General features: G+C 58.7%; 19 protein-coding genes. 9 read left to right on the top strand and 10 right to left on the bottom strand.

What is annotated here, in order from left to right:
• The first annotated feature begins 54 nt into the window (after positions 1-54).
• The 4 genes from GNG26_RS02165 to GNG26_RS02180 all read left to right on the top strand — a co-directional run bounded on the left by GNG26_RS02165 (position 55) and on the right by GNG26_RS02180 (position 3715).
• Positions 55-1191 (top strand): lactonase family protein, encoded by a 1137-nt coding sequence (locus GNG26_RS02165; RefSeq protein ID WP_156237633.1) that lies wholly within the window; start codon positions 55-57, stop codon positions 1189-1191.
• Between the two features lie 19 nt (positions 1192-1210).
• Positions 1211-3121: a transcription antiterminator gene (locus GNG26_RS02170; protein ID WP_156237635.1), complete on the top strand. Its 1911-nt coding sequence runs from the start codon at positions 1211-1213 to the stop codon at positions 3119-3121.
• A gap of 77 nt (positions 3122-3198) precedes the next feature.
• Positions 3199-3441, top strand: coding sequence for a type II toxin-antitoxin system RelB/DinJ family antitoxin (locus tag GNG26_RS02175; RefSeq protein WP_103178029.1), 243 nt, complete (start codon positions 3199-3201; stop codon positions 3439-3441).
• Positions 3431-3715 (top strand): type II toxin-antitoxin system RelE/ParE family toxin, encoded by a 285-nt coding sequence (locus GNG26_RS02180; RefSeq protein ID WP_103178030.1) that lies wholly within the window; start codon positions 3431-3433, stop codon positions 3713-3715. Before GNG26_RS02175 ends, GNG26_RS02180 begins: the two co-directional genes overlap by 11 nt.
• A 3-nt stretch (positions 3716-3718) precedes the next feature.
• Here GNG26_RS02180 and nrdG read toward each other — a convergent pair whose 3' ends face one another.
• The 5 genes from nrdG to treR all read right to left on the bottom strand — a co-directional run bounded on the left by nrdG (position 3719) and on the right by treR (position 10993).
• On the bottom strand, positions 3719-4183 hold the full coding sequence (nrdG, locus tag GNG26_RS02185; protein ID WP_103823049.1) for an anaerobic ribonucleoside-triphosphate reductase-activating protein: 465 nt from the start codon (positions 4181-4183) through the stop codon (positions 3719-3721).
• Between the two features lie 105 nt (positions 4184-4288).
• Positions 4289-6427 carry an anaerobic ribonucleoside-triphosphate reductase gene (nrdD, locus tag GNG26_RS02190; protein ID WP_156237637.1) on the bottom strand — a complete coding sequence of 713 codons (2139 nt, stop codon included), beginning with the start codon at positions 6425-6427 and terminating at the stop codon, positions 4289-4291.
• 370 nt (positions 6428-6797) lie between these two features.
• Positions 6798-8453, bottom strand: coding sequence for an alpha,alpha-phosphotrehalase (gene treC / locus GNG26_RS02195; protein WP_156237639.1), 1656 nt, complete (start codon positions 8451-8453; stop codon positions 6798-6800).
• 48 nt (positions 8454-8501) lie between these two features.
• A complete protein-coding gene (gene treB / locus GNG26_RS02200; protein ID WP_197080147.1) occupies positions 8502-9920 on the bottom strand; it encodes a PTS trehalose transporter subunit IIBC in 1419 nt (472 codons plus the stop codon).
• A gap of 125 nt (positions 9921-10045) precedes the next feature.
• Positions 10046-10993 carry a trehalose operon repressor TreR gene (gene treR / locus GNG26_RS02205; RefSeq protein ID WP_156237641.1) on the bottom strand — a complete coding sequence of 316 codons (948 nt, stop codon included), beginning with the start codon at positions 10991-10993 and terminating at the stop codon, positions 10046-10048.
• A gap of 388 nt (positions 10994-11381) precedes the next feature.
• On the opposite strand from treR, the gene mgtA reads away from it, so the two are divergent.
• Both mgtA and GNG26_RS02215 read left to right on the top strand, forming a co-directional pair.
• A complete protein-coding gene (gene mgtA / locus GNG26_RS02210) occupies positions 11382-14084 on the top strand; it encodes a magnesium-translocating P-type ATPase (protein WP_156237642.1) in 2703 nt (900 codons plus the stop codon).
• Positions 14085-14237: 153 nt separating this feature from the next.
• Complete coding sequence (locus GNG26_RS02215) at positions 14238-16622, top strand: beta-N-acetylhexosaminidase (RefSeq protein ID WP_156237643.1); 2385 nt, start codon at positions 14238-14240, stop codon at positions 16620-16622.
• Between the two features lie 137 nt (positions 16623-16759).
• Here the strand turns inward: GNG26_RS02215 and gbpA are convergent, their stop codons facing one another.
• The 5 genes from gbpA to GNG26_RS02240 form a co-directional block, all read right to left on the bottom strand.
• Positions 16760-18208 (bottom strand): N-acetylglucosamine-binding protein GbpA, encoded by a 1449-nt coding sequence (gbpA, locus tag GNG26_RS02220; protein ID WP_156237644.1) that lies wholly within the window; start codon positions 18206-18208, stop codon positions 16760-16762.
• Positions 18209-18393: 185 nt separating this feature from the next.
• Positions 18394-18780: a 2-iminobutanoate/2-iminopropanoate deaminase gene (ridA, locus tag GNG26_RS02225; protein WP_156237645.1), complete on the bottom strand. Its 387-nt coding sequence runs from the start codon at positions 18778-18780 to the stop codon at positions 18394-18396.
• Between the two features lie 68 nt (positions 18781-18848).
• Positions 18849-19310 (bottom strand): aspartate carbamoyltransferase regulatory subunit, encoded by a 462-nt coding sequence (pyrI, locus tag GNG26_RS02230; RefSeq protein ID WP_103823058.1) that lies wholly within the window; start codon positions 19308-19310, stop codon positions 18849-18851.
• An 11-nt stretch (positions 19311-19321) separates the two neighbouring features.
• Positions 19322-20254, bottom strand: a complete 933-nt coding sequence (gene pyrB / locus GNG26_RS02235; protein WP_103823059.1) for an aspartate carbamoyltransferase — start codon at positions 20252-20254, stop codon at positions 19322-19324.
• Positions 20255-20288: 34 nt separating this feature from the next.
• Positions 20289-20420 carry a pyrBI operon leader peptide gene (locus GNG26_RS02240; RefSeq protein WP_370463881.1) on the bottom strand — a complete coding sequence of 44 codons (132 nt, stop codon included), beginning with the start codon at positions 20418-20420 and terminating at the stop codon, positions 20289-20291.
• 176 nt (positions 20421-20596) lie between these two features.
• Between GNG26_RS02240 and GNG26_RS02245 the strand changes: the two genes are divergently transcribed.
• The 3 genes from GNG26_RS02245 (at position 20597) to yagF (ending at position 24128) form a co-directional block, all read left to right on the top strand.
• A complete protein-coding gene (locus GNG26_RS02245; protein WP_156237646.1) occupies positions 20597-21049 on the top strand; it encodes a YhcH/YjgK/YiaL family protein in 453 nt (150 codons plus the stop codon).
• A gap of 188 nt (positions 21050-21237) precedes the next feature.
• Positions 21238-22146, top strand: coding sequence for a dihydrodipicolinate synthase family protein (locus tag GNG26_RS02250; RefSeq protein WP_156237647.1), 909 nt, complete (start codon positions 21238-21240; stop codon positions 22144-22146).
• Positions 22147-22160: 14 nt separating this feature from the next.
• Complete coding sequence (gene yagF, locus GNG26_RS02255; RefSeq protein ID WP_156237648.1) at positions 22161-24128, top strand: xylonate dehydratase YagF; 1968 nt, start codon at positions 22161-22163, stop codon at positions 24126-24128.
• Positions 24129-24192 lie beyond the last annotated feature (64 nt).

Below are 24192 nucleotides of genomic sequence, written 5' to 3' on the forward strand. Positions count from 1 at the left end.
TCCCTCACCCTAACCCTCTCCCGCCGGGGGAGGGAAACACGATCAGGAGCCACCATGCACACCCGTAACCTGCTTGTCGCTTCACTTTCTATGCTTGCCACCGCCGCTGTCGCCCAGACGCAGTATGCCTGGGTGGGAACCTACAACCCCAACGGTGAAGGGCTCTACCGCTTTACCGTCGATCCGCAATCCGGTGCGCTCGCCAACAAAACGCTGGTGAGCAAACTGCCGAACGCCGCGCAGTTAACCGTCTCACACGACGGCAAAACGCTCTATCTGGCAAGCGAAGTGGAGCAGGGGGTGGTGCAGGCGCTGCGGGTGGGTGATAACGGCGAGCTGAGCGAACTGAATCAGGTGGCCTCCGGCGGTGCGGGCCCGGTCTATCTCTCGCTGACGCCGAACGGCCAGCACCTGCTGGTGGCAAACTACGTCAGTGGATCGATCGCAGTGCTGCCGATCAAAACTGATGGCAGCCTGGGTGAGGCGACTGATCGGCATCAGGATCAGGGTGAGCCGGGCGCAGCAAAACCGGAAGCGGCGGTTGAAGGCAGCTTTGCCATCAGCGATCACAACGGCCCCCACGCGCACATGATCGCCGCCGATCCGAGCGGGAAATATGTTTTTTCCACCGATCTGGGGCTGGATCGTATCTATCAGTACCGTTTTGACGATCGCACCGGGAAGCTCACCCCGAACGATCCGCCGTTTATCAGCGCCTCCTCGAAAGGGGCCGGGCCGCGCCATTTCGTCTTTACGCCAAAAGGTGACGCCTTGTGGCTGATAAACGAAGAGGCGTCTACGCTGACCCATTATGCCGTAGAGGCCAACGGCACGCTGAAAGAGGGCAAGAGTGTCTCTGCGCTGCCAGCCGGCTACAAGGGCACCAGTTTTGCCGCCGGGCTGGCGTTAAGTGGTGATGGTAAACAGTTGTATGTTGCTAACCGTTTGCATAACAGCATCGGCCACTTTACCGTAACGGCGGAAGGAACGCTGACGCATCAGGACGATGTCTGGACGCGTGGCGATTACCCGCGCACCCTGACGCTGGATAAACAGGGGCGCTGGCTCTATGTCATGAACCAGCGCAGCGACAACATCACCCGGTTTCGCGTGGCGCAGGACGGCAAGCTGAGCGTCGAGCCAGACTATACCCCGGTCGGCAGTCCATCCCAGATGGTCATTTCACCCTAAGCTGTAAGAGGACAACCCCGTGCGATTTCCCAACCAACGTTTAGCGCAACTGTTCGAGATGTTGCAAAACGAGACGCTGCCGCAGGACGAACTGGCGCAACGGTTGTCGGTCTCCACGCGTACCGTCCGGGCTGACATTACCGCGCTGAACGCGCTGCTGGCGGGGAACGGGGCGCAGTTTATCCTCAGCCGCGGTAACGGCTATCAACTGAAAATTGACGATCCGGCGCGCTATCAGCTGTTGCAGGCTTCGCATCCGCGGACGTTGCGTATTCCGCGCACAGGCCCCGAGCGGGTGCACTACCTGGTGGTGCGCTTTCTCACCTCGGCATTCTCCCTCAAGCTGGAGGATCTGGCTGACGAGTGGTTTGTCAGCCGCGCCACGCTGCAAAGCGATATGGCGGAGGTGCGCGAGTGGTTTCATCGCTATCGCCTGACCCTGGAGACCCGCCCGCGTCACGGCATGAAGCTGTTTGGCAGCGAGATGGCGATCCGCGCCTGCCTGACCGATCTGCTGTGGCAGCTGGCGCAGCAGGACAACCTTAATCCGCTGGTGACGGAAGTGGCACTCAATGCGGGCGTGCCGGAGGAGCTCGCCGCCGTGCTGCATGAGACCTTCACCCGCCACCATATTCGCCTGACTGATGAGGGCGAGCTGTTTTTACGGCTCTACGGCGCGGTCACGGTGCGTCGCATCAGCGAAGGCTATCCGCTGCCAGAGTTTAACGCTGAAGAGGTGGCCGAGAATGTGCGCGACGCTGCGCGGGATATCGCCAGCGCCATCGCCCGGCTGGCAGATAAAACGCTGTCGCCCTCGGAGGTGACCTGGCTGGGAGTGCATATCGCCGCGCGTCAGGTGCAGGAGATCTCCCCCAGCGCCATCAATGCCGATGATGAAGAGGCGCTGGTGAACTACATCCTGCGCTATATCAACACCCACTATAACTACAACCTCCTCGACGACGCCCAGCTCCACGCGGATCTGCTGACCCACATAAAGACCATGATCACCCGGGTGCGCTATCAGATTATGATCCCCAATCCGCTGCTGGATAACATCAAGCAGCACTATCCGATGGCGTGGGATATGACCCTCGCGGCGGTGTCGAGCTGGGGCAAGTACACCCCGTATGCGATCAGCGAAAACGAGATTGGCTTCCTGGTGCTGCATATCGGCGTCGGGCTGGAGCGCCACTACAACATTGGCTATCAGCGCCAGCCGCGGGTGATGCTGGTGTGCGACGCGGGCAACGCGATGGTGCGGATGATCGAGGCGGTATTGCAGCGCAAGTATCCGCAAATCGAGGTGACGCGCGTGCTGACGCTGCGGGAGTACGAGCAGTGCGAGAACATCAGCGAAGATTTTGTCATCTCTACCGCGCGGATCGGCGAAAAAGCCAAGCCGGTGGTGATGATCGCCCCGTTCCCGACCGACTATCAGCTCGAGCAGATCGGCAAGCTGGTGCTGGTGGACAGAACGCGCCCCTGGATGCTGGAAAAGTACTTTGACGCCAGCCACTTCCGCGTGATTAATCAGCCCATCGACCAGCAGACGCTGTTCCGTGAGCTGTGCGGTCAGCTACAGGAGGAGGCGTTTGTGGATGCGGAGTTTCTCGACTCGGTGGTGGAGCGCGAGGCCATCGTCAGCACCCTGCTCGGCGACGGCATCGCCCTGCCGCACTCCCTCGGTTTGCTGGCGCAAAAAACCGTGGTCTACACCGTGCTGGCCCCGCAGGGGATTCAGTGGGGGGATGAAACCGCGCACGTGATCTTCCTGCTGGCGATCAGTAAAAGCGAGTATGAAGAGGCGATGGCCATCTACGATATCTTCGTCACCTTCCTGCGCGAGCGGGCGATGACGCGGCTCTGTCAATGTCACGACTTTGCGGAGTTTAAAACTGTGGCGATGGAGAGTTTGAGCCGGTTTTGAGAGGCGCTATCCAGAATTCGATGTAATGCGAATGTAATGCTAAACTGCATTACACATTCGTTTTTACCGGAGGCATAATGGCCACGCTTAACGTCCGTCTGGATGACAAACTCAAAAACGAGGCATATGCCGTGCTGGAAAAACTGAACATTACCCCGACGGAAGCCGTTCGGCTTCTGTTCCAGTATGTCGCGGAAAATGGCCGCATGCCGGTCAAAACCGTGACGGTAAGTGACAGCGAAGATGAACTGATCAGGACGGTCAGGGAACGGCTGGCGAATCCGCAAAAAGGGATCAAGGTTAGTCTGGATGACCTATGAGCTGGAATTCGATCCACGTGCGCTAAAGGAGTGGCAGAAGCTGGGTGATACGGTTAAGAGTCAGTTTAAGAAGAAGCTGGCAGTCGTCCTGTCAAACCCGCGGAGAGAGTCTGCCAGGTTACATGGCTTGCCGGACTGCTATAAAATTAAACTCAGTTCGTCCGGTTATCGGCTGGTATATCAGGTCAGGGATAAGGTCATTACGGTATTTGTGGTCGCAGTGGGAAAACGCGAAAAATCAGCCGTCTATCACGACGCGAATCAACGGCTTTAAGACTCAACGCAGGTGATGCACCACCTGGTTACTGCTGCCGCGCCAGATAAGCATCGGATCTTTCAGATCCTGCACAAATTTGCCGTCGATCAGCACGTTAATCAGATCCACCACCTGCATTTGCTCATCGTTCAGTTCGTCCAGCTTATAGCCCGTCCACACCCAGATATCTTTGCCCGGGCACTCGGCGCGAATGCGCTGCACCAGCTTCAGGATATCCGGCACGTTTTGCGGGTGCAGCGGATCGCCGCCGGAGAGCGAAATCCCCTGGCGTTTGATGCGCGTGTCGTTGAGATCGTCGATGATCTGCTGTTCCATCTCCGCGGTAAACGGCATGCCGGAATTCAGTCGCCAGGTGCTTTTGTTGTAGCAGCCGGGGCATTCATGAACGCAGCCGGAGACAAACAGGGTGCAGCGGGTGCCGGGGCCGTTGACGATGTCGACAGGATAATATTGATGATACTTCATAGCGTATAACCACGCCGGGTGTCGCGTAGCGATCCCGGCCTACATAAGAGTGCGGTCCGTAGGCCCGGTAAGCGTAGCGCCACCGGGCATAAATGTGGCAGCGGATTAACCGAGCTGCCCATTCCCCAGGTGTTTAACCCGGCGCTTCACCTCTTCCTGCTTACCGGCGTTGAACGGACGGGCGTCCGGGCTGCCGAGGTAGCCGCACACGCGGCGGGTCACGGAGACGCGGGCGGCGTCGTGGTTACCGCATTTCGGACAGGTGAAGCCTTTGCTGGTGCACTCGAACTCACCGGTAAAGCCGCACTCGTAGCACTCGTCGATAGGCGTGTTGGTGCCGTAGTAGGGCACGTGCTGATAGCTGTAATCCCACACGTCTTCCAGCGCCTTCAGGTTGTGCTGAATGTTCGGGTACTCGCCGTAACAGATAAACCCGCCGCTGGCTAATGGTGGGTAGGCCGCTTCAAAATCGATCTTGTCGTACGGGTTCACCTTCTTCTCCACGTCGAGGTGGAAGCTGTTGGTGTAGTAGCCCTTATCGGTGACACCTTCCACCACGCCAAACTCGGCGGTATCCAGGCGGCAGAAGCGGTCGCACAGGTTTTCGCTTGGGGTGCTGTAGAGGCTAAAGCCGTAGCCGGTTTCCTCTTTCCATTGGTCAACCGCGTCGCGCAGACGCTGGACAATCGCGATGCCTTTTGCGCGCAGGGCCTCGCTGTCGTAGATGTGCTTGTCGCCAAACAGGGCGTTAATGGTTTCGTGGATGCCGATATAGCCCAGCGAAATGGAGGCCCGTCCATTTTTGAAGATCTCCGACACATCATCGTCGGCCTTCAGGCGTACCCCGCAGGCCCCTTCCATATAGAGGATCGGGGCGACGCGGGCTTTGACCCCTTCCAGACGGGCGATACGGGTCATCAGCGCCTTACGCGCCAGCACCAGGCGCTCGTCCAGCAGTTTCCAGAATGTTGCTTCATTGCCTTTGGCTTCCAGCGCGATGCGCGGCAGGTTCAGGCTGATCACGCCCAGGTTGTTACGCCCATCGTGGATCTGCTCGCCATTTTCATCTTCGTACACGCCGAGGAAGCTGCGGCAGCCCATGGGGGTTTTGAACGAGCCGGTGACTTTCACCACCTGGTCATAATTCAGAATGTCCGGATACATGCGCTTGCTCGCGCACTCCAGCGCCAGCTGTTTGATGTCGTAGTTCGGATCGCCGAACTTGTGGTTCAAACCGTCGCGGATGGCGAACACCAGCTTCGGGAACACCGCGGTTTTGCGGTTTTTGCCGAGGCCGGAAATCCGGTTGCGCAGGATGGACTGCTGGATCAGGCGTGATTCCCAGCTGGTGCCCAGCCCAAAGCCAAAGGTGACAAACGGCGTCTGACCGTTGGCGGTGTGCAGGGTGTTCACCTCATATTCCAGCGACTGGAAGGCGTCGTAGCACTCTTTCTCGGTGCGGGAGCGGGCATATCCATCCGCATCCGGGATCTGCCACTCTTCCGCCACCTGGCGATGCTTGTTGAAGCTGGCGGTCACAAACGGGGCCAGCACTTCGTCGATCCGGTTGATGGTGGTGCCGCCGTAAATATGGCTGGCGACCTGGGCGATAATCTGCGCCGTCACCGCGGTGGCGGTGGAGATCGATTTTGGCGGTTCAATCTCGGCGTTGCCCATCTTGAAGCCGTGCGTCAGCATGCCCTTCAGATCGATCAGCATGCAGTTGAACATCGGGAAGAACGGCGAATAGTCGAGATCGTGATAATGAATATCCCCGCGCTCATGGGCCTGCACTACGTCGCGTGGCAGCAGGTGCTGACGGGCGTAGTGTTTAGCCACAATACCGGCCAGCAGGTCGCGCTGGGTGGGGATCACTTTGCTGTCTTTGTTGGCATTTTCGTTGAGCAGCGCGGAGTTGGTCTGTTCCACCAGGCCGCGGATCTCCTGATTCAGGCGACCGCGTTTTTCACGTTCAATATCCCGGTCGTGACGGTATTCAATGTAGGCGCGCGCCAGTTGCTTATACGGGCCGGACATCAGCTGGTTTTCCACCGCGGTCTGGATCTCGTTAATGTCGACCTTGCTGCGGCCCATCATCTGGTTGCTGACCACCTCTGCGACGGTGGCGCAGTAATCTGCGTCATCGACTCCCGCTGCTTTAGCTGCACGCAGAATCGCTTCCTGAATGCGCTCTGATTTGAAAGGCACGTTACAGCCATCTCGTTTCATCACATGCGGTGTCATGATCACTCCATTTAAGAACAGGTTATCCACAGAGGCAGGAAAAAGGCGCGGGAGCGTAACTCTCGACGCGCGCGCGGTTTCTCCTGATTTCGACCCTTTTTATCCACAAATTTATGTTGTGTGGTGTCCGTCGTCTTGTGGAAATAATAGACCATGGATACAACATCTTGGGTCGGCGAGCATTCTAAGTTCTATATGTAGTGATTTGCATCAAACAAGTTTGCAATTTATTTGATTCAGAACAAGGTAAAAAACGAAGTGTACAGATGACGCGCGATAGAGGATTTGTAAATTTTGCAAGCCGAAATCGGGGTGATTTTCCACCCAAAAAGCGTGTGCCGGGCAACCGCGCGGTGCCCGGCGCAGGGGATTATGCCTGTAGCCACCAGACCGCTTCAAACGGCCTCAGGGTCATGGTGCCCGGCTGCGGCGAGACCTCGGCATAGTTGCTCATCATCACCTGCCAGTTGCCCTCCACCGAATGCGATTGCCACGGCTGGCAGTCGCGGCTCAGGTTAGCCACTACCATCAGCGTCTGGCCCTGCCACTGACGGCGGTAGCACCACAGCGACGGATGATCCGCAAGCAGATCCTGATAATCCCCCCAGGTCAGCACCGGCAGGGTTTTACGCAGCTTAATCAGCCCCTGGTAGGTGTAAAACACCGAGTCGGGATCGGCCAGCGCCGCGGCGACGTTGATCGTCTCTGCGTTATCGCCCAGGGCAATCCACGGCTCGCCGGTGGTGAAGCCAGCGTTGGGGGAGGCGTCCCACTGCATCGGCGTGCGGCTGTTGTCGCGGGATTTACTCGCGAGGATCGCCAGCAGCTCATCGGCGTCCCGCCCCTGCGTGCGCAGTTCGGCGAACATGTTGTGGCTCTCCACGTCCCGGTAGTCGGTGATGCGGGTGAAGTGTGGGTTGGTCATGCCAATCTCTTCACCCTGATAGATGTAAGGGGTGCCCTGCATGCCGTGCAGCACCATCGCCAGCATCTTCGCCGCCGGGACGCGGTACTCTCCCTCATCGCCAAAGCGCGAGACGATGCGCGGCTGATCGTGGTTACACCAGAACAGCGCGTTCCAGGCTTTATTGTGCATCCCCTGCTGCCAGTGGCTGAACAGCGCCTTCAGCGCCACGAAATCGGGCTTCGCCAGCGTCCACTTTTCGCCGTTGGGATAATCCACCTTCAGGTGGTGGAAGTTAAAGGTCATCGACAGCTCACGCCCATCGAGCGCCGCGTACTGCTGGCAGTGCGCCAGACTGGTGGAGGACATCTCGCCCACCGTCATCAGGTTGCGCGGGGTAAAGACTTCCCGGCTCATCTCCTGCAAAAACGCGTGTATGCGCGGGCCATCGGTGTAGAAGCGGCGGCCATCACCGATCGCATCGTCGGGGAAGTCCTGGTCTTTCGACACCAGGTTAATCACGTCGAGACGCAGGCCGTCCACGCCGCGATCGGCCCAGAACTCGCACACCTTTTTCAGCTCGGCGCGCACCTGCGGGTTCTCCCAGTTGAGATCGGCCTGCTCCGGGGCAAAGAGGTGCAGATAGTACTGCTCGCTTTCGGCGTGCCAGCGCCAGGCGTTGCCGCCAAACTTGGAGCGCCAGTTGTTGGGCGCCTGCTCCGGGGTGCCGTCGCGCCAGATATAGAACTCCCGGTACGGGCTGGCTTTATTGAGCGACTCGCGGAACCAGGGGTGCTGGGTGGAGGTATGGTTAAACACCATATCCAGCACGATGCGTATTCCGCGCTCATGAGCCTGGGCCACCAGCGCGTCGAAATCATCCAGCGTGCCGTAGGCCGGATCGATGCTGAGGTAGTTTGCCACGTCATAGCCGTTATCCACCTGGGGGGAGATGTAGAACGGCGTCAGCCAGAGGGCGTCAACGCCGAGGGTTTTGAGGTAGTCGAGACGCGACGTGACGCCGCGGAGATCGCCGGTGCCGCGCCCGGTGGTGTCCTGGAAGCTCTTCGGGTAGATCTGATAGATGACGCCGTTCTGCCACCAGTGAGGAAGGGTATTCATAATGCGTTCCTGCAAATGCGAAGGGGCGCAACTGCGCCCCGAAGAAGATTAAACCGCCTGCAACGTGCCCTGACGATACTTGCGCTGATAGACAACGGTCGTGAGCGCCATCGGCACGACGATCGCCACGGCCATCGCCAGCGCGAAGACCTGCCAGAAGGCGGTTTGGATGGAGAGGATGCCCGGCAGACCGCCGACGCCGATGCCGTTGGCCATCACGCCGTTCAGGCCACACAGCAGACCCGCCAGCCCGGAGCCGATCATCGCGCAGAGCATCGGGAAGCGGTATTTCAGGTTGATGCCGTACATCGCCGGTTCGGTGACGCCGAGATAGGCGGAGATGGCCGCCGGAACCGAGATCTCACGTTCGTTATGCTTACGGCTGACGATGATGATGCCGGTTACCGCCGAGGCCTGAGCAATGTTCGACAGGGCGATCAGCGGCCACACCGGGGTGCCGCCGAGGCTCTGGATCATCTGCATATCAATCGCCAGGGTGGTCTGATGCACGCCGGTGATCACCAGTGGAGCATAGAGGAAGCCAAACAGCGCGGCGCCAATCGGGGCGAAGCTGCCGGTCATCAGATGACGCACCGCGTACGCCACGCCGTCGCCAATCATGCGGCCAAACGGACCGATAAAGGCGTGGGCGAGGAACACCGCGAGGATCAGGGAGCAGACCGGCACCACCACCAGGTAGAGGTAGTCTGGCACCATACGCTTAAGACGGGTTTCAATCATCCCCAGCGCCAGGCCCGCGAGCAGGGCCGGGATCACCTGCGCCTGATAGCCCACTTTGGCGATGGTGAACAGGCCGAAGTTCCACACCTCAGGTACCTGCTGACCAAGTAAGTAAGCGTTCATTAACTGCGGAGAGACCAGCGTTACGCCCAGTACGATGCCGAGGATTGGCGTACCGCCCATTTTGCGCACCGCCGACCAGCAGATCCCTACCGGCAGATAGAAGAAGATCGCCTCGCCAATCAGCCACAAGAAGTCATAGATGCTCTGCAACGCCGGGTAGATCTGCGCCAGGGTTTTGCCGCCGCTCATTGGCACATCGCCAATCAGGTTACGGAAGCCGAGGATCAAGCCGCCGCTGATCAGCGCCGGCAGCAGCGGGAAGAAAATTTCCGCGAAATGTGAAATGAGCTGTTCATGCCACTTCATATTCTGGCGCGCGGCCTTTTTGGCCTGCTCTTTATCCGCCGATGAATGACCGGTGGTGGCCAGCAGCGCCTTGTAGTAGTCGCCCACCTCGGTGCCGATCACCACCTGGAACTGTCCGGCGTTGGTGAAGCAGCCTTTCACCATCGATAGCTCTTCGATCGCTTTCGGGTTGGCTTTGGCCGGGTCGTTCAGCACAAAACGCAGGCGGGTAATGCAGTGGCTGACTGTGGCGATATTGTCACGTCCGCCAACCAGCACGATCAGCTGGTCGATATCCGTTTGTTTTACTTTGCTCATCATGAAACCTCATGACAGATGGTAGGGGTTATGGACTGGGGGCAAGCCTACTCTTTCAGCATAATTCGGAAAATGGGAACGTTCCCGAAATCGGGCGAGGATCACAATAAAGCGTCTTATGACGCTCAGGAGAGGGCGACGGGAATGACGATCTTGCGGGGTTCGCTACGGCCGTTAATCTGCTCAATCAATTGCCTGGCGGCCTGACGACCGGAGTCGGCGTAGCCGGGATCGACGGTGATGATCTCCGGGTGCAGGAACTTCATCAGCGGCGTATTGCCCACGCTCGCCAGCTGCAGGTTATCGATTCGCTGTTCTTGTAAGTACTTACTTGCGCCCAGAGCCAGAGTATCCGTGGCACAGAGCAGGGCGGTGGTCTGCGGGGTCAGCACGTCGGCCACCTTTTCATAACCCTGCTTCATGCCAAGGCCGGGTAACGCGGCTACGGCGGGGAGCGCGTGCTGTTTACAAAACGCGAGGTAGGCAGCATGACGGCGCTGACCGGTGGTAACATCGCTGTGCGGCACGCCGAGATAGCTGATATGGCGATGGCCGCTCTCATACAGGCGCTGCATCAGGGTGAGAATCGCCCCTTCGTCGTCATAGCATACTGAGGCAAACCCGCGGGCATCCCGCGCCATCAGCACCAGCGACGGCTTCCAGGGGATGAGCATCTCTTCATTGATGCCGGTAAAGCCAAACAGCACCACGCCATCAATGTTGCGGCGTTTCAGCATGCCGAGGTGCTCTTCCACCATCTGCGGCGAGAACTTGCTCTCCATCATGATCGGATCGTAGCCCTGCTCATAGAAGGCGGGCAGCATGGTCTGTACGGCCAGGTTCTCTGAAAGCGAATCCAGACGGGTGACGATGATCGCCACCACTTTATCGCTCTGCCCACGCATGGCGCGCGCCGAGCGGGAAGGGGAAAAACCGTGCTGGTTCATAACCGCCTCGACCCGTTCGCGCGTGCGCTGGCTGACACCACTTTCGTTGTTCAGCACCCGTGAGACGGTGGACTTACCCACGCCGCTCAGACGCGCAATATCTTTAATGGTGAGGCGGTTCTGCATGCTTTATATCCTGTTATGCATCAATGAAATAATCATTAATCCTAAGTCGGGTCCCGGGTTGTGCAATGGGCAATGTCTGGTTTACGTTTGGTTTAATACCCGGCCGTTATCATACCGCCCGAATTGCCGTACGCGGTATGGCTAAAACGCTATAGTGCGCACCGACTTACCTTTTTTTCTTACCGGAGGCTGTATGGATCCCGATCCCACCCCTCTCCCGACAGGGAGAACCCGTTCACTCCGGTAAGCCTTTTCACTGCCTTACCGGATGCGTAGGGCAGTGACGTATTCCCGCGTCCCTGCATAACTGATATCGCCGCTCAGATATGGCTCTGTCACGTCTGAAGGCAAAACTGCGCCCGTTTTTTGCGGGTGCGGGGGACTTGTTATGTTCAAAAATTTCACACAGCAGCTGTTTGCCCGGCTGAGCCGTCACCTGCCGCGCCGTCTGGTGCAGCGCACCCCTATGGCAACCGGCAAAAGCGATGCCGCTATCCCCGCCACCCTTGCCGCCCACTGCCTGCAGATTGCCGCCATGGATGAGCCCGCCCTGTGGCGGACGTTTGGCAGCCACCCGGAAGGGCTCACCGCCACCGAGGTTCAGGCTACCCGCGCTCTTCACGGCGAAAACACCATCCCGGCGCAACAACCGGCCCGCTGGTGGGTGCATCTGTGGGCCTGCTACCGCAACCCTTTTAACCTGCTGCTGACGGTGCTTGGTCTTATCTCTTATGCCACCGAAGACCTGTTTGCCGCCGGGGTGATCGCCCTGATGGTGGGCATCTCCACGCTGCTGAACTTTATTCAGGAGGCCCGCTCCACCCGCGCGGCGGATGCCCTGAAGGCGATGGTCAGCAACACCGCCACCGTCCTGCGTACCCTCAACGACAAAGGGGAAAGCGGCTGGCAGGAGATCCCCATTGACCAGCTGGTGCCGGGGGATCTGGTGAAGCTGGCGGCCGGGGACATGATCCCGGCAGATTTACGTATTATCCAGGCCCGCGACCTGTTCGTGGCCCAGGCGTCGTTGACCGGCGAATCCCTGCCGGTAGAGAAAGTCGCCCACAGCCGCGATCCGCAGCAGAAAAACCCGCTGGAGTGCGACACCCTCTGCTTTATGGGCACCACGGTGGTCAGCGGCACGGCGCAGGCGATGGTCATTGCCACCGGGGGCAACACCTGGTTTGGGCAGCTGGCCGGGCGCGTCAGCGAGCAGGAGAGCGAACCCAACGCCTTCCAGCAGGGAATTGGCCGCGTCAGCATGCTGCTGATCCGCTTTATGCTGGCGATGACCCCCATCGTGCTGCTGATTAACGGCTACACCAAAGGCGACTGGTGGGAGGCCGCGCTATTCGCCCTCTCGGTGGCGGTGGGGCTCACCCCGGAGATGTTGCCGATGATTGTCACCTCGACCCTGGCGCGTGGGGCGGTGAAGCTCTCGAAGCAGAAGGTGATCGTCAAGCACCTGGACGCCATCCAGAACTTTGGCGCCATGGATATCCTCTGCACCGATAAAACCGGCACCCTGACCCAGGACAAGATCGTGCTGGAGCACCACACCGACATCGCAGGCAAGATCTGCGAGCGGGTGCTGGAAACAGCCTGGCTGAACAGCCACTACCAGACCGGGTTGAAAAACCTGCTCGACGTGGCGGTGCTGGAAGGGGTGGATGAGGCCACCGCCCGTGCCCTTTCATCCCGCTGGCAGAAGGTGGATGAGATCCCCTTTGATTTCGAACGCCGCCGCATGTCGGTGGTGGTGAGTGAAGAGCAGGGCGTGCATCAGCTGATCTGCAAAGGGGCATTACAGGAGATCCTGAATGTGTCGACCCAGGTGCGGCATCACGGTGAAATTGTTCCCCTGGATGAGACCATGCTGCGACGCATCAAACGCGTCACCGACAACCTGAACCGCCAGGGGCTGCGGGTGGTGGCGGTCGCCAGCAAGTTCCTGCCCGCGCGGGAAGGTGACTATCAGCGTATCGACGAATCCGATTTAATCCTCGAAGGGTATATCGCCTTCCTCGATCCGCCGAAAGAGACCACCGCACCGGCGTTAAAGGCGCTGAAAGAGAGCGGCATCACGGTGAAAATCCTCACCGGCGACAGCGAGCTGGTGGCGGCGAAAGTGTGCCGCGACGTGGGGCTGGATGCAGGCGAAGTAGTGACAGGCAGCGAGATAGAAGCCCTCTCTGACGACGCGCTGGCTCTGCTTGCCCAACGCACCACGCTCTTTGCCCGCCTGACCCCGATGCACAAGGAGCGCATTGTCACCCTGCTGAAGCGCGAGGGGCACGTGGTGGGCTTTATGGGCGACGGCATTAACGACGCCCCCGCGCTGCGTGCGGCGGATATCGGGATCTCGGTCGACGGGGCGGTGGATATCGCCCGGGAGGCGGCGGATATCATTCTGCTGGAGAAGAGCCTGATGGTGCTGGAGGAGGGAGTGATCGAAGGCCGCCGCACCTTCGCCAATATGCTCAAGTACATCAAAATGACCGCCAGCTCCAACTTCGGCAACGTCTTCAGCGTCCTGGTGGCGAGCGCGTTTCTGCCGTTCCTGCCGATGCTGCCGCTGCATCTGCTGATCCAGAACCTGATGTACGACATCTCGCAGGTGGCGATCCCGTTTGATAACGTCGACGACGATCAGATCCAGAAGCCGCAGCGCTGGGAGCCAGCAGAACTGGGCCGTTTTATGCTCTTTTTCGGCCCGATCAGCTCCATCTTCGACATTCTGACCTTCTGCCTGATGTGGTTTGTGTTCCACGCCAACACCCCAGAACAGCAGACCCTGTTCCAGTCCGGCTGGTTCGTGGTGGGGCTGCTGTCGCAAACGCTGATTGTGCATATGATCCGCACCCGGCGCATTCCGTTCCTCCAGAGCCGCGCCGCCTGGCCGCTGATTGTGATGACGGGGCTGGTGATGGTGCTCGGTATCGCGCTGCCGTTCTCGGGGCTTGCGGGCTATCTGCAACTGCAGGCGCTGCCGCTCAGCTACTTCCCGTGGCTGGTGGCGATCCTCGCCGGGTATATGACGCTGACGCAGCTGGTGAAAGGGTTTTATAGCCGCCGGTACGGGTGGCAGTGATTTTTGCCGGGTGGCGCTGCGCTTACCCGGCTACTGGCTTTCTTCCCAAATTCAACAACCTGTGATCGCCATCATCCGCCGCGCTTGACGCAAATTTGCGCACATGTTAACAGAATGTTTTGCCTTTTTCGGCCCGTCAAATAAGGAACATTCATGTTACGGTACAGCCTCTTAACCGCCGGGCTTATGCTCGGCTTTTCTGCGTTTGCGGCTCCCGCAGGCGATCTTCCCCTGATGCCCTGGCCTGCAAAGGTCGAACGTCCCGCCACCCAGGGCGCACTGGTCATTAACAATAACTTCCAGGTGAGCGTCTCCGGGGACGATCTTGGCGACGCGGTGGCACGTTTGCGCCAGCGGGTGGCGCTGCAAACCGGCTGGACGCTCCAGCCGCAGGCCGATAAGCCGGAAAAACCGACGGTGACCATCGCCATCGCCCGCAAGGTGGCACCACTGCCGAAACCGGACAGCGATGAAAGCTACAAACTCACCGTCGATGCCAGCGGGGTGAACATTACCGCCAACACCCGCTTCGGCGCGCTGCGGGCAATGGAGACCCTGCTTCAGCTGGTGCAGAACGGCCCGGAAAATACCTCTGTACCGTGGGTGACCATTGAAGATGCCCCGCGCTTCTCGTGGCGCGGCCTGCTGCTTGATTCGGCCCGCCACTTTATTCCGCTGGAGGACATCAAACGCCAGATCGACGGCATGGCGGCGGCGAAACTCAACGTGCTGCACTGGCACTTAACCGACGATCAGGGCTGGCGGTTTGCCTCGAAGCGCTACCCGAAACTGACCGAGCTCGCCAGTGACGGGCTGTTCTATACCCAGGATCAGATGCGTGACGTGGTGCGCTACGCCACCGCGCGTGGTATTCGCGTGGTGCCAGAGATTGACATGCCCGGCCATGCGTCGGCCATCGCAGTGGCCTATCCGGAGCTGATGAGCGCCCCGGGTCCGTACGAGATGGAGCGCCAGTGGGGCGTGCTCAAGCCGGTGATGGATCCCACCAAGGAGGCAACTTACACTTTCGCTGGCGCGATGATCGCTGAACTGGCGGCGATCTTCCCGGATCCCTATCTGCATATCGGCGGCGATGAGGTGGACGACACCCAGTGGAAAGCGAATCCCGCCATCCAGCAATTTATGCGCGACAACAAGCTGGCCGACAGTCATGCGTTGCAGGCGTACTTCAACCGCAAGCTGGAGACGATCCTCGAGAAAAATCAGCGCCAGATGGTGGGCTGGGATGAGATCTTCCACCCGGATCTGCCCAAAAGCATTCTGATCCAGTCCTGGCAGGGGCAGGACGCACTGGGGGAGGTGGCGAAGCAGGGCTACAAAGGGATCCTCTCTACCGGGTTCTATCTCGATCAGCCCCAGTACGCTGCCTATCACTACCGCAATGAGATCGTGCCCCAGGGGCTGAACAATGTGGATGTCATTACCGACAGCGACAGCGCCCAGAGCTGGTCCTTCACCCTGCCGCGCCTGAAGGGCAAGCCGCTGGAGGGCAGTTTTACCCTGATAAAAGGCGATGCGGGCTGGCGCGGCTTTATCGATTTCAGCGGCAAATCGCGGCGGGCGGTGCAGGATATCGTCTGGCGCAGCGACAATCAGGTGAGCTTCACCGTCGATACCTGGATGGGGGAGACCCGCCCGGTAGTGACGGTGAAAGAGGACAAGATTGACGGCTATTTCCTGTTGGGTAACAGCCGTTATCCGGTGACAGGCCAGCGGCTGGATGCGGTGCCGGAAGGGATCGCCCCGGCGGTGCCGGATGCCAGCCAGCAGGCTAATCTGCTGGGCGGCGAGGCGGCGCTATGGGCGGAAAACGTCGCGGCGCCGGTGCTGGATATCAAACTGTGGCCGCGGACATTTGCAGTGGCGGAACGCCTGTGGTCGGCGCAGGAGGTGAAGGATATCGACAACATGTATACCCGCCTGCAGGCGATGGATAGCTGGTCGACGGTGTCGGTAGGTTTGCAGCAGCATGCCCGCCAGCAGGTACAGTTCACGCGTCTGGGGAACACCACCGACACGCTGCCGCTGACGATCCTCGCCCAGGCGCTGGAGCCTGCGCACTATTACACCCGTAACCATCTGAAGTTCCAGGCCGGGAACTACGATCTGTTTGAGCCGCTAAATCGTCTGGCCGACGCGCTCGCGCCGGAGAGCAACCAGGTGCGGCAGATGAACCGCTGGGTGGAGCGGCTGGTGAGCGATGCTGAGGATAGCGAAAGCGCGGAGTCGCTGCGCCATCTCTTTAACCGCTGGCAGAACAATACGCCGGACGTGCTGGCGCTGGCCGAAAACAGTTATCAGCTGAAGGCGATAACGCCGGTGATCCAGACGGTGGACAAGCTGGCGGCGATTGGGTTGCGCTTAACGGATCTGGTGGCGCGTCAGGGGACGCTGGATGATACGGAGATTGCGTCGATTCAGGGCGAGCTGGATAAGGCGGCGCAGATTCAGGATGAAGTAGTGATTGCGGCGGTCTATCCGCTGGAGAAACTGCTGCGCGCGACGCGCAATCAGTAAAAAAACGCCCGGTGGCGCTACGCTTACCGGGCTGACTAAAATTCGGATCCGTAGGCCGGGTAAGGCGAAGCCGCAACCCGGCAAACAGACCACGGACCCCTGTGCCCGGCCTGTTCACCGGGCATCAGGAGAGCCTATTACTTCAGGGTCCACGCCATCTGCCAGTGAGAACCTACACCCGGTTCGAACTGGTTAGCAGTTGGAGCGTACTGCACGCAGTAGCCGCTGTAAGGTGCTTTCTTACACTGGTAGGTTTTGCCGTCTTTCGGCTGCAGTACCACGGTGCCCGCTTTGTAGGAAGCGATGTTCTGCGGGAAGGTATAGTCATATTTACCTGTAGTACCGGATGACGCTTCGTTCTCCAGCATCATGTCGATCACGTCCTGCGCGAACATTACGCCATCTTTGTTGGTGGCGAAGTATTTCAGCATGTGGTGACCAGCAGTCACGTCAGTCAGGTTCATGGTCACGTCCTGGTTGGCGTTATTCATCTCCTGCTTCAGGTAACCTTTTTCCGCACCCGCGTGGTTCATCGCACGCGCTTCCAGGCTCACATCGCCCTGGGTATTCACGTGGAAGGTCACGGTTGCTGCGCCGTTCTTGATTTTGGAGAACCGCACGTTGGTGACGGCGATATCTTCACTCACCTGAGCCTGCTGCTCTTCATAGGAGATCGCGACAGATTTCAGGTTGCTGCCATCTTTCACATAGACGTTGTTCGCGCCGTGAACCGGGTTCACCACACCGCTCTCATCTTTAACACCTACGCGAACATCGCTGTGCGCGGCGTTGATTGCCTGCGCCAGGTCATAAGACCACTGGCTTGCCTGACCCTGGGAAGCGGAGGAGATGGTCAGTTCGGTGCGCATGGAGACCACTTCGCCATTAGCATCGAAGAAGCGGGCAATCACTTTATCGCCTGCATTGACGTTATTACCGGCGATCTGGCCGTTCAGGGTTTTCGTCCACTCGGATACCTGAGCCGGGGTTTCGTCAGGGATCACGTTGCCGCCGTTACCGAAATCAACGTCGATAGCCTGGTAGAAGCTGTTAGTGGTATCGGCAATTTCCCATACCGCGTAAATAACCTGGTAGCCGGTACGCTGTGGCACATTACAGGTCATTTCCTGACGCTGAGCTGGTGCCTGGCCATTACCATTTACAGTACAGAATGGCGTGGATTCAAATTGATCGCGGGTCAGCGGTTTATTTGGATTCCAGTCTTGTTTAGTAATATACCAACGCCAGTTGGTGGTTTTATGTGGAGCAGTATGATACCAGGTAAAGGTATTTTTACCGGCAGTAATCGGAGTTTTGGTCCATGCGTTCAGGCTCTGACGATCGAGCTGAGAATACTGCGTAATACCGGCGCTGGCCAGCTGTCCATCCGGCGGCAGCGCGCCAGTTGGGAAGCCAGAGGTGCGTTCAACGCTCTGCGGTTCCCACTGAACAGAACCACAATCAATATTTTTACCAAGCTTACACATATAAGCGCGGCTGGCTGGAGATTCTACATAGCCATGTGCTAAAGCCGATGAAGCAACCGTGAGTGTGGCAAGTGCCAACGCAATTTTAGACAGTTTCATTTTTTATTCCATTAAAAGGGACTAATAATTTTTTGGGCAGGGTCAGTTTCCCCTGGAATAAAAAATTGATCATTTCAATCGGTGATGAAAAATAATGATGAAAATGCTTGAAGTCTATTTATGGCTGTGTATTAACAAAATAAAAAAGGCAGCCCGGGCTGCCTTTTGCATATTAAAATCAACTATTAGCGACGCACGGCAATCGCTTCGATTTCGATCTTCACATCTTTTGGCAGACGCGCCACTTCCACGCAGGAGCGCGCCGGAAAGCTGGCGTTATGCTCGGCGAAGAAGGCTTCATAGGTGGCGTTAACGGTAGCAAAGTCGTTGAGATCTTTTACGAATACGGTTGTCTTAACGATATCGCCCACTTTCAGGCCAGCGGATTCAACGATCGCTTTGACGTTTTCCAGCGACTGACGCGCCTGAGCGGAGACATCTTCTGGCACATCACCGGTTTTTGGGTTCACCGGGATCTGGCCGGAGGTGATGATCATGCTGCCAAGATCAACGCCCTGAACGTAAGGGCCGATAGCTGCAGGTGCATTTTCCGTCGCGAGTACTTTGGTCATGATTTCTCCTGAATGAATACGAAAAGTCCCGGCCATTATAGAAAGCCAGGCATGCATTGCCACCTCAATTAGTTGGCCAGCACCACATTATGTGAAAACTCTTTTTCACAGTATTTGCATTTAAGTGCGATATCATTCGCGCGTTTTTTCACTGCAAAACTGGAGTTTACTGGCTCAGCATGGCTGATGCAGTTGCTGTTCGGGCACACCAGCACGCTCTCGATGCGCTCCGGCAGGCTCGGGCGGGATTTGCCCACCACTTCGTAGTCGTCGATGCGGTTAACGGTCGCTTCCGGAGCATACAGGGAGAGCTGGTTAACCTGCTCATCGGTCAGGAAGGTGTTCTCGATTTTAATCAGGTCCTTGCGGCCCATCTCGCCGGAGGGCAGGTTCAGGCCAATGGTGATGCGCTGGTCGGTTTCGGTCAGTTTGAACAGGGTCAGCAGCTTAAAGCCCACCTGCGCAGGGATGTGGTCAATTACGGTGCCGCGCTTGATGGCTTCGACCTGGAGTTTGTTATCGTGTGTCATTGTCATTTCCCTTACAGAGCTAAATCGCGATTCAGAACCAGTGCCAGTAACGCCTGACGGGCGAAGATGCCGTTTCCGGCCTGCTGGAAGTACCAGGCGTGCGGCGTTTTATCCACGTCGGTGGTGATCTCATCGATACGCGGCAGCGGGTGCAGCACCTTCATATTGTCGCGTGCGCCTTCAAGGTCGCTGGCGCGCAGGACGAACTGCGCCTTCACGTTGGCGTACTCCGATGGATCCAGACGCTCTTTCTGCACGCGGGTCATATAGAGAATATCCACTTCACCCATCACCTCTTCGATGCTGGCGTGCAGGCTCCACTGAATGTTTTTCTCATCGAGCATATCGAGGATGTACTGCGGCATCGCCAGCGCGTCCGGGGCGATAAAGTAGAAGCGGTTGCCATTGAATTTTGCCAGCGCCTGGGTCAGGGAGTGGACGGTACGGCCATATTTCAGGTCGCCGACCATGGCGATATTCAGGTTCTCCAGGCGGCCCTGGGTCTCCTGAATGGTGAACAGATCCAGCAGGGTTTGGGTTGGATGTTGGTTGGCGCCGTCACCGGCGTTCAACACCGGAACACCGCCGGAAAACTCGGTCGCCAGGCGGGCTGCACCCTCCTGCGGGTGACGCATGACGATGGCGTCAACGTAGGTGCTGATGACCGAGATGGTGTCCGCCAGGGTTTCGCCTTTTTTACCGAGCGAGGTGTTGCTGCTGTCGGAGAAGCCCACCACGCTCGCCCCAAGGCGGTGGATAGAGGTCTCAAACGACAGGCGAGTACGGGTGGAGGCTTCGAAGAAGCAGCTGGCGATCACCTTGTGCTTCAGCAGCTCCGGTTGTGGATTGGCTTTCAGTTTTGCCGCGGTTGCCAGAACCAGCTCCAGCTCTTCACGGCTGAGGTCGTTGATGGAAATGATGTGTTTTTGATAAAGCGGATTCATTTTTATCTCCTGACGCCGGGCAAAAAAAAGCCCCTCAAATGAGGGGCTTCTGGAATAGGGATCGCAACGGGAAGAAAAACAGCAGGCCAGCGTCTGCTTTAAGACGCGCTGGGGCACTCTGTCGAACATGTTTGAGCATGCTTCCTCCTGGCAAATTGTGGGGCATTATACGCAGCCTGACCCGCGGATCAAGCGAATAATGCACACTTTACGCAGCGAAAACGGTTGGGCGTGCATGGTTATGCGCAAGTGCAAATCCCGGTCAAAAAGTGGTGGTATGGCAGCTGAAATTCTCGTATAAAAGTTTAAAATGAAACGGTGTTTTATATTGAGGGTTTAAACATGATCGTTGGTAATATTCATAATCTCCAGGCCTGGCTGCCACAAGAGCTGCGTCAGGCGATCGAACACGTTAAAACGCACGTGACCGATGCTACCCCGACCGGTAAACACGACATCGACGGCAACAACCTGTTCTATCTGGTTTCCGAAGATATGACCCAGCCGTTCGCCGAGCGTCGCGCGGAGTACCACGCCCGTTATCTGGACATTCAGATCGTCCTGAAAGGCCAGGAAGGGATGACCTTCAGCACCCTGCCAAACGGCACGCCGGACACCGACTGGCTGGCGGATAAAGACATCGCTTTCCTGCCGGAAGGCGAGCAGGAGAAAACCGTGGTGCTGAGCGAAGGTGATTTCGTGGTCTTCTATCCCGGCGAAGTCCACAAGCCGCTGTGCGCGGTGGGCAACCCGGCGCAGGTGCGCAAAGTGGTTGTGAAGATGCTGGTGGCCTGACGCCTTTCCCCTCTCCCGTCGGGAGAGGGAGTTTCATCCTTTCATTCCGTTCTGTGATCAAGCTTAAAAAACCGACACACCCTCGTGTTACCTGATTGTCCTTCGCTTTCTTCGCGTTCTAGTATAAAAGTTAAATAAACGAACGATGTTCTATAATGTAGAACAAAATGAGTCAGCAAGGAGTTCTCATGCAGCAGACCGTGCAGTTCTCGGGCATTATTCCCCCTGTCTCCACCCTCTTCACCGCCGACGGCAAGCTGGATGAGCAGGGCAGCGCCGCGCTTATCGACCATATGATCGACGCCGGTGTCGATGGCCTGTTCTTTTTAGGCAGCGGCGGGGAGTTTTCCCAGCTCAACACCGCGGAGCGCAAAGCGATCGCCGAATTTGCCATCGCGCACGTGAAGGGTCGTGTGCCGGTACTTATCGGTACCGGAGGCACTAACGCCCGGGAAACCATCGAGCTGAGCCAGCACGCCCAGCAGGCCGGTGCCGACGGCATCGTGGTGATCAATCCCTATTACTGGAAAGTGTCGGAAGCGAACCTGATCCGCTACTTCGAACAGGTGGCCGACAGCGTCACCCTGCCGGTGATCCTCTATAACTTCCCGGCCCTGACCGGGCAGGATCTGACCCCGCAGTTGGTTAAAACCCTGGTGGACTCCCGGGCCAATATCGTGGGCATTAAAGACACCATCGACTCGGTGGCCCATCTGCGCAGCATGGTCCTCACCGTCAAAGCGGCGCACCCGCAGTTTGTGGTGCTGTGCGGTTACGACGATCACCTGTTCAACACCCTGCTGCTGGGGGGCGACGGGGCAATCTCCGCCAGCGGTAACTTTGCCCCGCAGGTGTCAGTCAACCTGTTGCAGGCTTTCCGCGACGGCGACCTGGCCCGGGCGGCGCAGTATCATCAGACCCTGCTGCAAATCCCGCAGATGTATCAGCTGGATACGCCGTTTGTGAACGTGATCAAAGAGGCGATTTCCCTGTGCGTGCGCCCGGTCTCCACCCACGTGCTGCCGCCTGCCGGGCCGCTGGATGACACGCGCAAGGCGCAGCTGAAAACGCTGCTGCAACAGCTCAAGCTCTGCTGAACCGGAAGGTTACGATGTCGATAGAAACCATTTTTACCCCGCAGGATGACGCCTTCTATTCGGTGATCACCCACGCGGCGGGGCCGCAGGGGGCGCTGCCCCTGACCCCGCAGATGCTGATGGAATCCCCCAGCGGCAATCTGTTTGGCATGACGCAGAACGCCGGGATGGGCTGGGATGCCAACAAACTCACCGGCAAAGAGGTGCTGATTATCGGCACTCAGGGCGGGATCCGCGCGGGAGATGGCCGCCCGGTGGCGCTGGGTTACCACACCGGTCACTGGGAGATTGGCCTGCAGATGCAGGCGGCGGCAAAAGAGATCACCCGCAACGGCGGGATCCCGTTCGCCGCGTTTGTCAGCGACCCGTGTGATGGCCGCTCCCAGGGCACCCACGGCATGTTTGACTCCCTGCCGTACCGCAACGATGCGGCCATCGTGTTTCGTCGTCTGATCCGCTCCCTACCCACGCGCCGGGCGGTGATTGGCGTCGCTACCTGCGACAAAGGGCTGCCTGCCACCATGATCGCCCTGGCCGCGATGCATACTCTGCCGACCATTCTGGTGCCGGGCGGGGCCACGCTGCCGCCAACCTTCGGCGAAGATGCCGGCAAGGTGCAGACCATCGGGGCGCGTTACGCCAACCATGAACTCTCGTTGCAGGAGGCCGCCGAGCTGGGCTGCCGCGCCTGCGCCACACCGGGCGGCGGCTGCCAGTTTCTCGGCACCGCAGGCACCTCGCAGGTGGTGGCGGAAGCCTTAGGTCTCGCGCTGCCCCATTCGGCGCTGGCCCCGTCAGGGCAGGACGTATGGCTGGAGATCTCCCGTCAGTCCGCGCGGGCGGTGATTGAGCTGGATAACCGCGGCATCACCACCCGCGATATCCTCACCGATAAAGCGATTGAAAACGCGATGGTGATCCATGCCGCCTTTGGCGGCTCCACTAACCTGCTGCTGCATATCCCCGCCATTGCCCACGCAGCGGGTTGCACTATTCCGGACGTGGAGCACTGGACGCGCATCAACCGCAAGGTGCCGCGGCTGGTGAGCGTATTACCGAACGGGCCGGATTACCACCCGACGGTGCGGGCCTTCCTCGCGGGCGGCGTGCCGGAAGTGATGCTCCATCTGCGCGATCTCGGTCTGCTGCATCTGGATGCCATGACCGTTACCGGCCAGACGGTAGGGGAAAACCTCGACTGGTGGCAGGGCTCTGAGCGGCGGGAACGCTTCCGCCAGTGCCTGCGCGAGCAGGACGGCGTCGATCCGGATGATGTGATCCTGCCGCCGGAGCGCGCAAACGCCCGCGGGCTCACCTCCACAGTAGCCTTCCCGGTGGGCAACATCGCGCCGGAGGGATCGGTGATCAAAGCCACGGCCATCGACCCGTCGGTGGTGGGTGAGGATGGCGTTTACCGTCATACCGGCCGGGCGCGGGTGTTCGTCTCGGAAGCCCGGGCGATCAAGGCAATCAAAAACGGCGAGATCGCCCAGGGCGACATCATGGTGGTGATCGGCGGCGGGCCGTCCGGCACCGGCATGGAGGAGACCTACCAGCTCACCTCGGCGCTGAAGCATGTTTCCTGGGGTAAAACGGTCTCGCTGATCACCGATGCCCGCTTCTCTGGCGTCTCCACCGGGGCCTGTTTTGGCCATGTGGCCCCCGAGGCGCTGGCCGGTGGGCCGATTGGTAAGCTGCGCGATAACGACATCATCGAGATTGTGGTGGACCGTCTTACCCTGACCGGCAGCGTGAACTTTATCGGCACGCCACTGACGCCGCTCACTCCGGAAGAGGGCGCCATTGAACTGGCACGTCGCCAGCCGCATCCTGAACTGCATGCCCATGAATTTTTACCCGACGATACGCGTCTGTGGGCGGCATTACAGTCGGTGAGCGGCGGCACCTGGAAAGGGTGTATTTACGACACGGATAAAATCATCGAGGTTATTAACGCCGGTAAAAAAGCGCTCGGTATTTAATTATATTTATCGCTCTTGTCGTCTACGGAAAATATTCCGTGGACGGCTTTTTCATGCCTGCAAT

The sequence above is a fragment of the Leclercia sp. J807 genome, from assembly GCF_009734465.1.
Lineage (GTDB): Bacteria > Pseudomonadota > Gammaproteobacteria > Enterobacterales > Enterobacteriaceae > Enterobacter.

What these genes read in the sequence shown, in the direction of transcription:
- pyrI (WP_103823058.1), bottom strand. Translation starts at nt 19,310, where the DNA reads ATGACACACGATAACAAACTCCAGGTCGAAGCCATCAAGCGCGGCACC.
- GNG26_RS02215 (WP_156237643.1), top strand. Translation starts at nt 14,238, where the DNA reads ATGTTACGGTACAGCCTCTTAACCGCCGGGCTTATGCTCGGCTTTTCT.
- nrdG (WP_103823049.1), bottom strand. Translation starts at nt 4,183, where the DNA reads ATGAAGTATCATCAATATTATCCTGTCGACATCGTCAACGGCCCCGGC.
- treR (WP_156237641.1), bottom strand. Translation starts at nt 10,993, where the DNA reads ATGCAGAACCGCCTCACCATTAAAGATATTGCGCGTCTGAGCGGCGTG.
- GNG26_RS02245 (WP_156237646.1), top strand. Translation starts at nt 20,597, where the DNA reads ATGATCGTTGGTAATATTCATAATCTCCAGGCCTGGCTGCCACAAGAG.
- GNG26_RS02250 (WP_156237647.1), top strand. Translation starts at nt 21,238, where the DNA reads ATGCAGCAGACCGTGCAGTTCTCGGGCATTATTCCCCCTGTCTCCACC.
- gbpA (WP_156237644.1), bottom strand. Translation starts at nt 18,208, where the DNA reads ATGAAACTGTCTAAAATTGCGTTGGCACTTGCCACACTCACGGTTGCT.
- GNG26_RS02175 (WP_103178029.1), top strand. Translation starts at nt 3,199, where the DNA reads ATGGCCACGCTTAACGTCCGTCTGGATGACAAACTCAAAAACGAGGCA.
- nrdD (WP_156237637.1), bottom strand. Translation starts at nt 6,427, where the DNA reads ATGACACCGCATGTGATGAAACGAGATGGCTGTAACGTGCCTTTCAAA.
- GNG26_RS02165 (WP_156237633.1), top strand. Translation starts at nt 55, where the DNA reads ATGCACACCCGTAACCTGCTTGTCGCTTCACTTTCTATGCTTGCCACC.
- GNG26_RS02240 (WP_370463881.1), bottom strand. Translation starts at nt 20,420, where the DNA reads ATGCCCCACAATTTGCCAGGAGGAAGCATGCTCAAACATGTTCGACAG.
- GNG26_RS02180 (WP_103178030.1), top strand. Translation starts at nt 3,431, where the DNA reads ATGACCTATGAGCTGGAATTCGATCCACGTGCGCTAAAGGAGTGGCAG.
- pyrB (WP_103823059.1), bottom strand. Translation starts at nt 20,254, where the DNA reads ATGAATCCGCTTTATCAAAAACACATCATTTCCATCAACGACCTCAGC.
- ridA (WP_156237645.1), bottom strand. Translation starts at nt 18,780, where the DNA reads ATGACCAAAGTACTCGCGACGGAAAATGCACCTGCAGCTATCGGCCCT.
- treB (WP_197080147.1), bottom strand. Translation starts at nt 9,920, where the DNA reads ATGAGCAAAGTAAAACAAACGGATATCGACCAGCTGATCGTGCTGGTT.
- treC (WP_156237639.1), bottom strand. Translation starts at nt 8,453, where the DNA reads ATGAATACCCTTCCTCACTGGTGGCAGAACGGCGTCATCTATCAGATC.
- yagF (WP_156237648.1), top strand. Translation starts at nt 22,161, where the DNA reads ATGTCGATAGAAACCATTTTTACCCCGCAGGATGACGCCTTCTATTCG.
- mgtA (WP_156237642.1), top strand. Translation starts at nt 11,382, where the DNA reads ATGTTCAAAAATTTCACACAGCAGCTGTTTGCCCGGCTGAGCCGTCAC.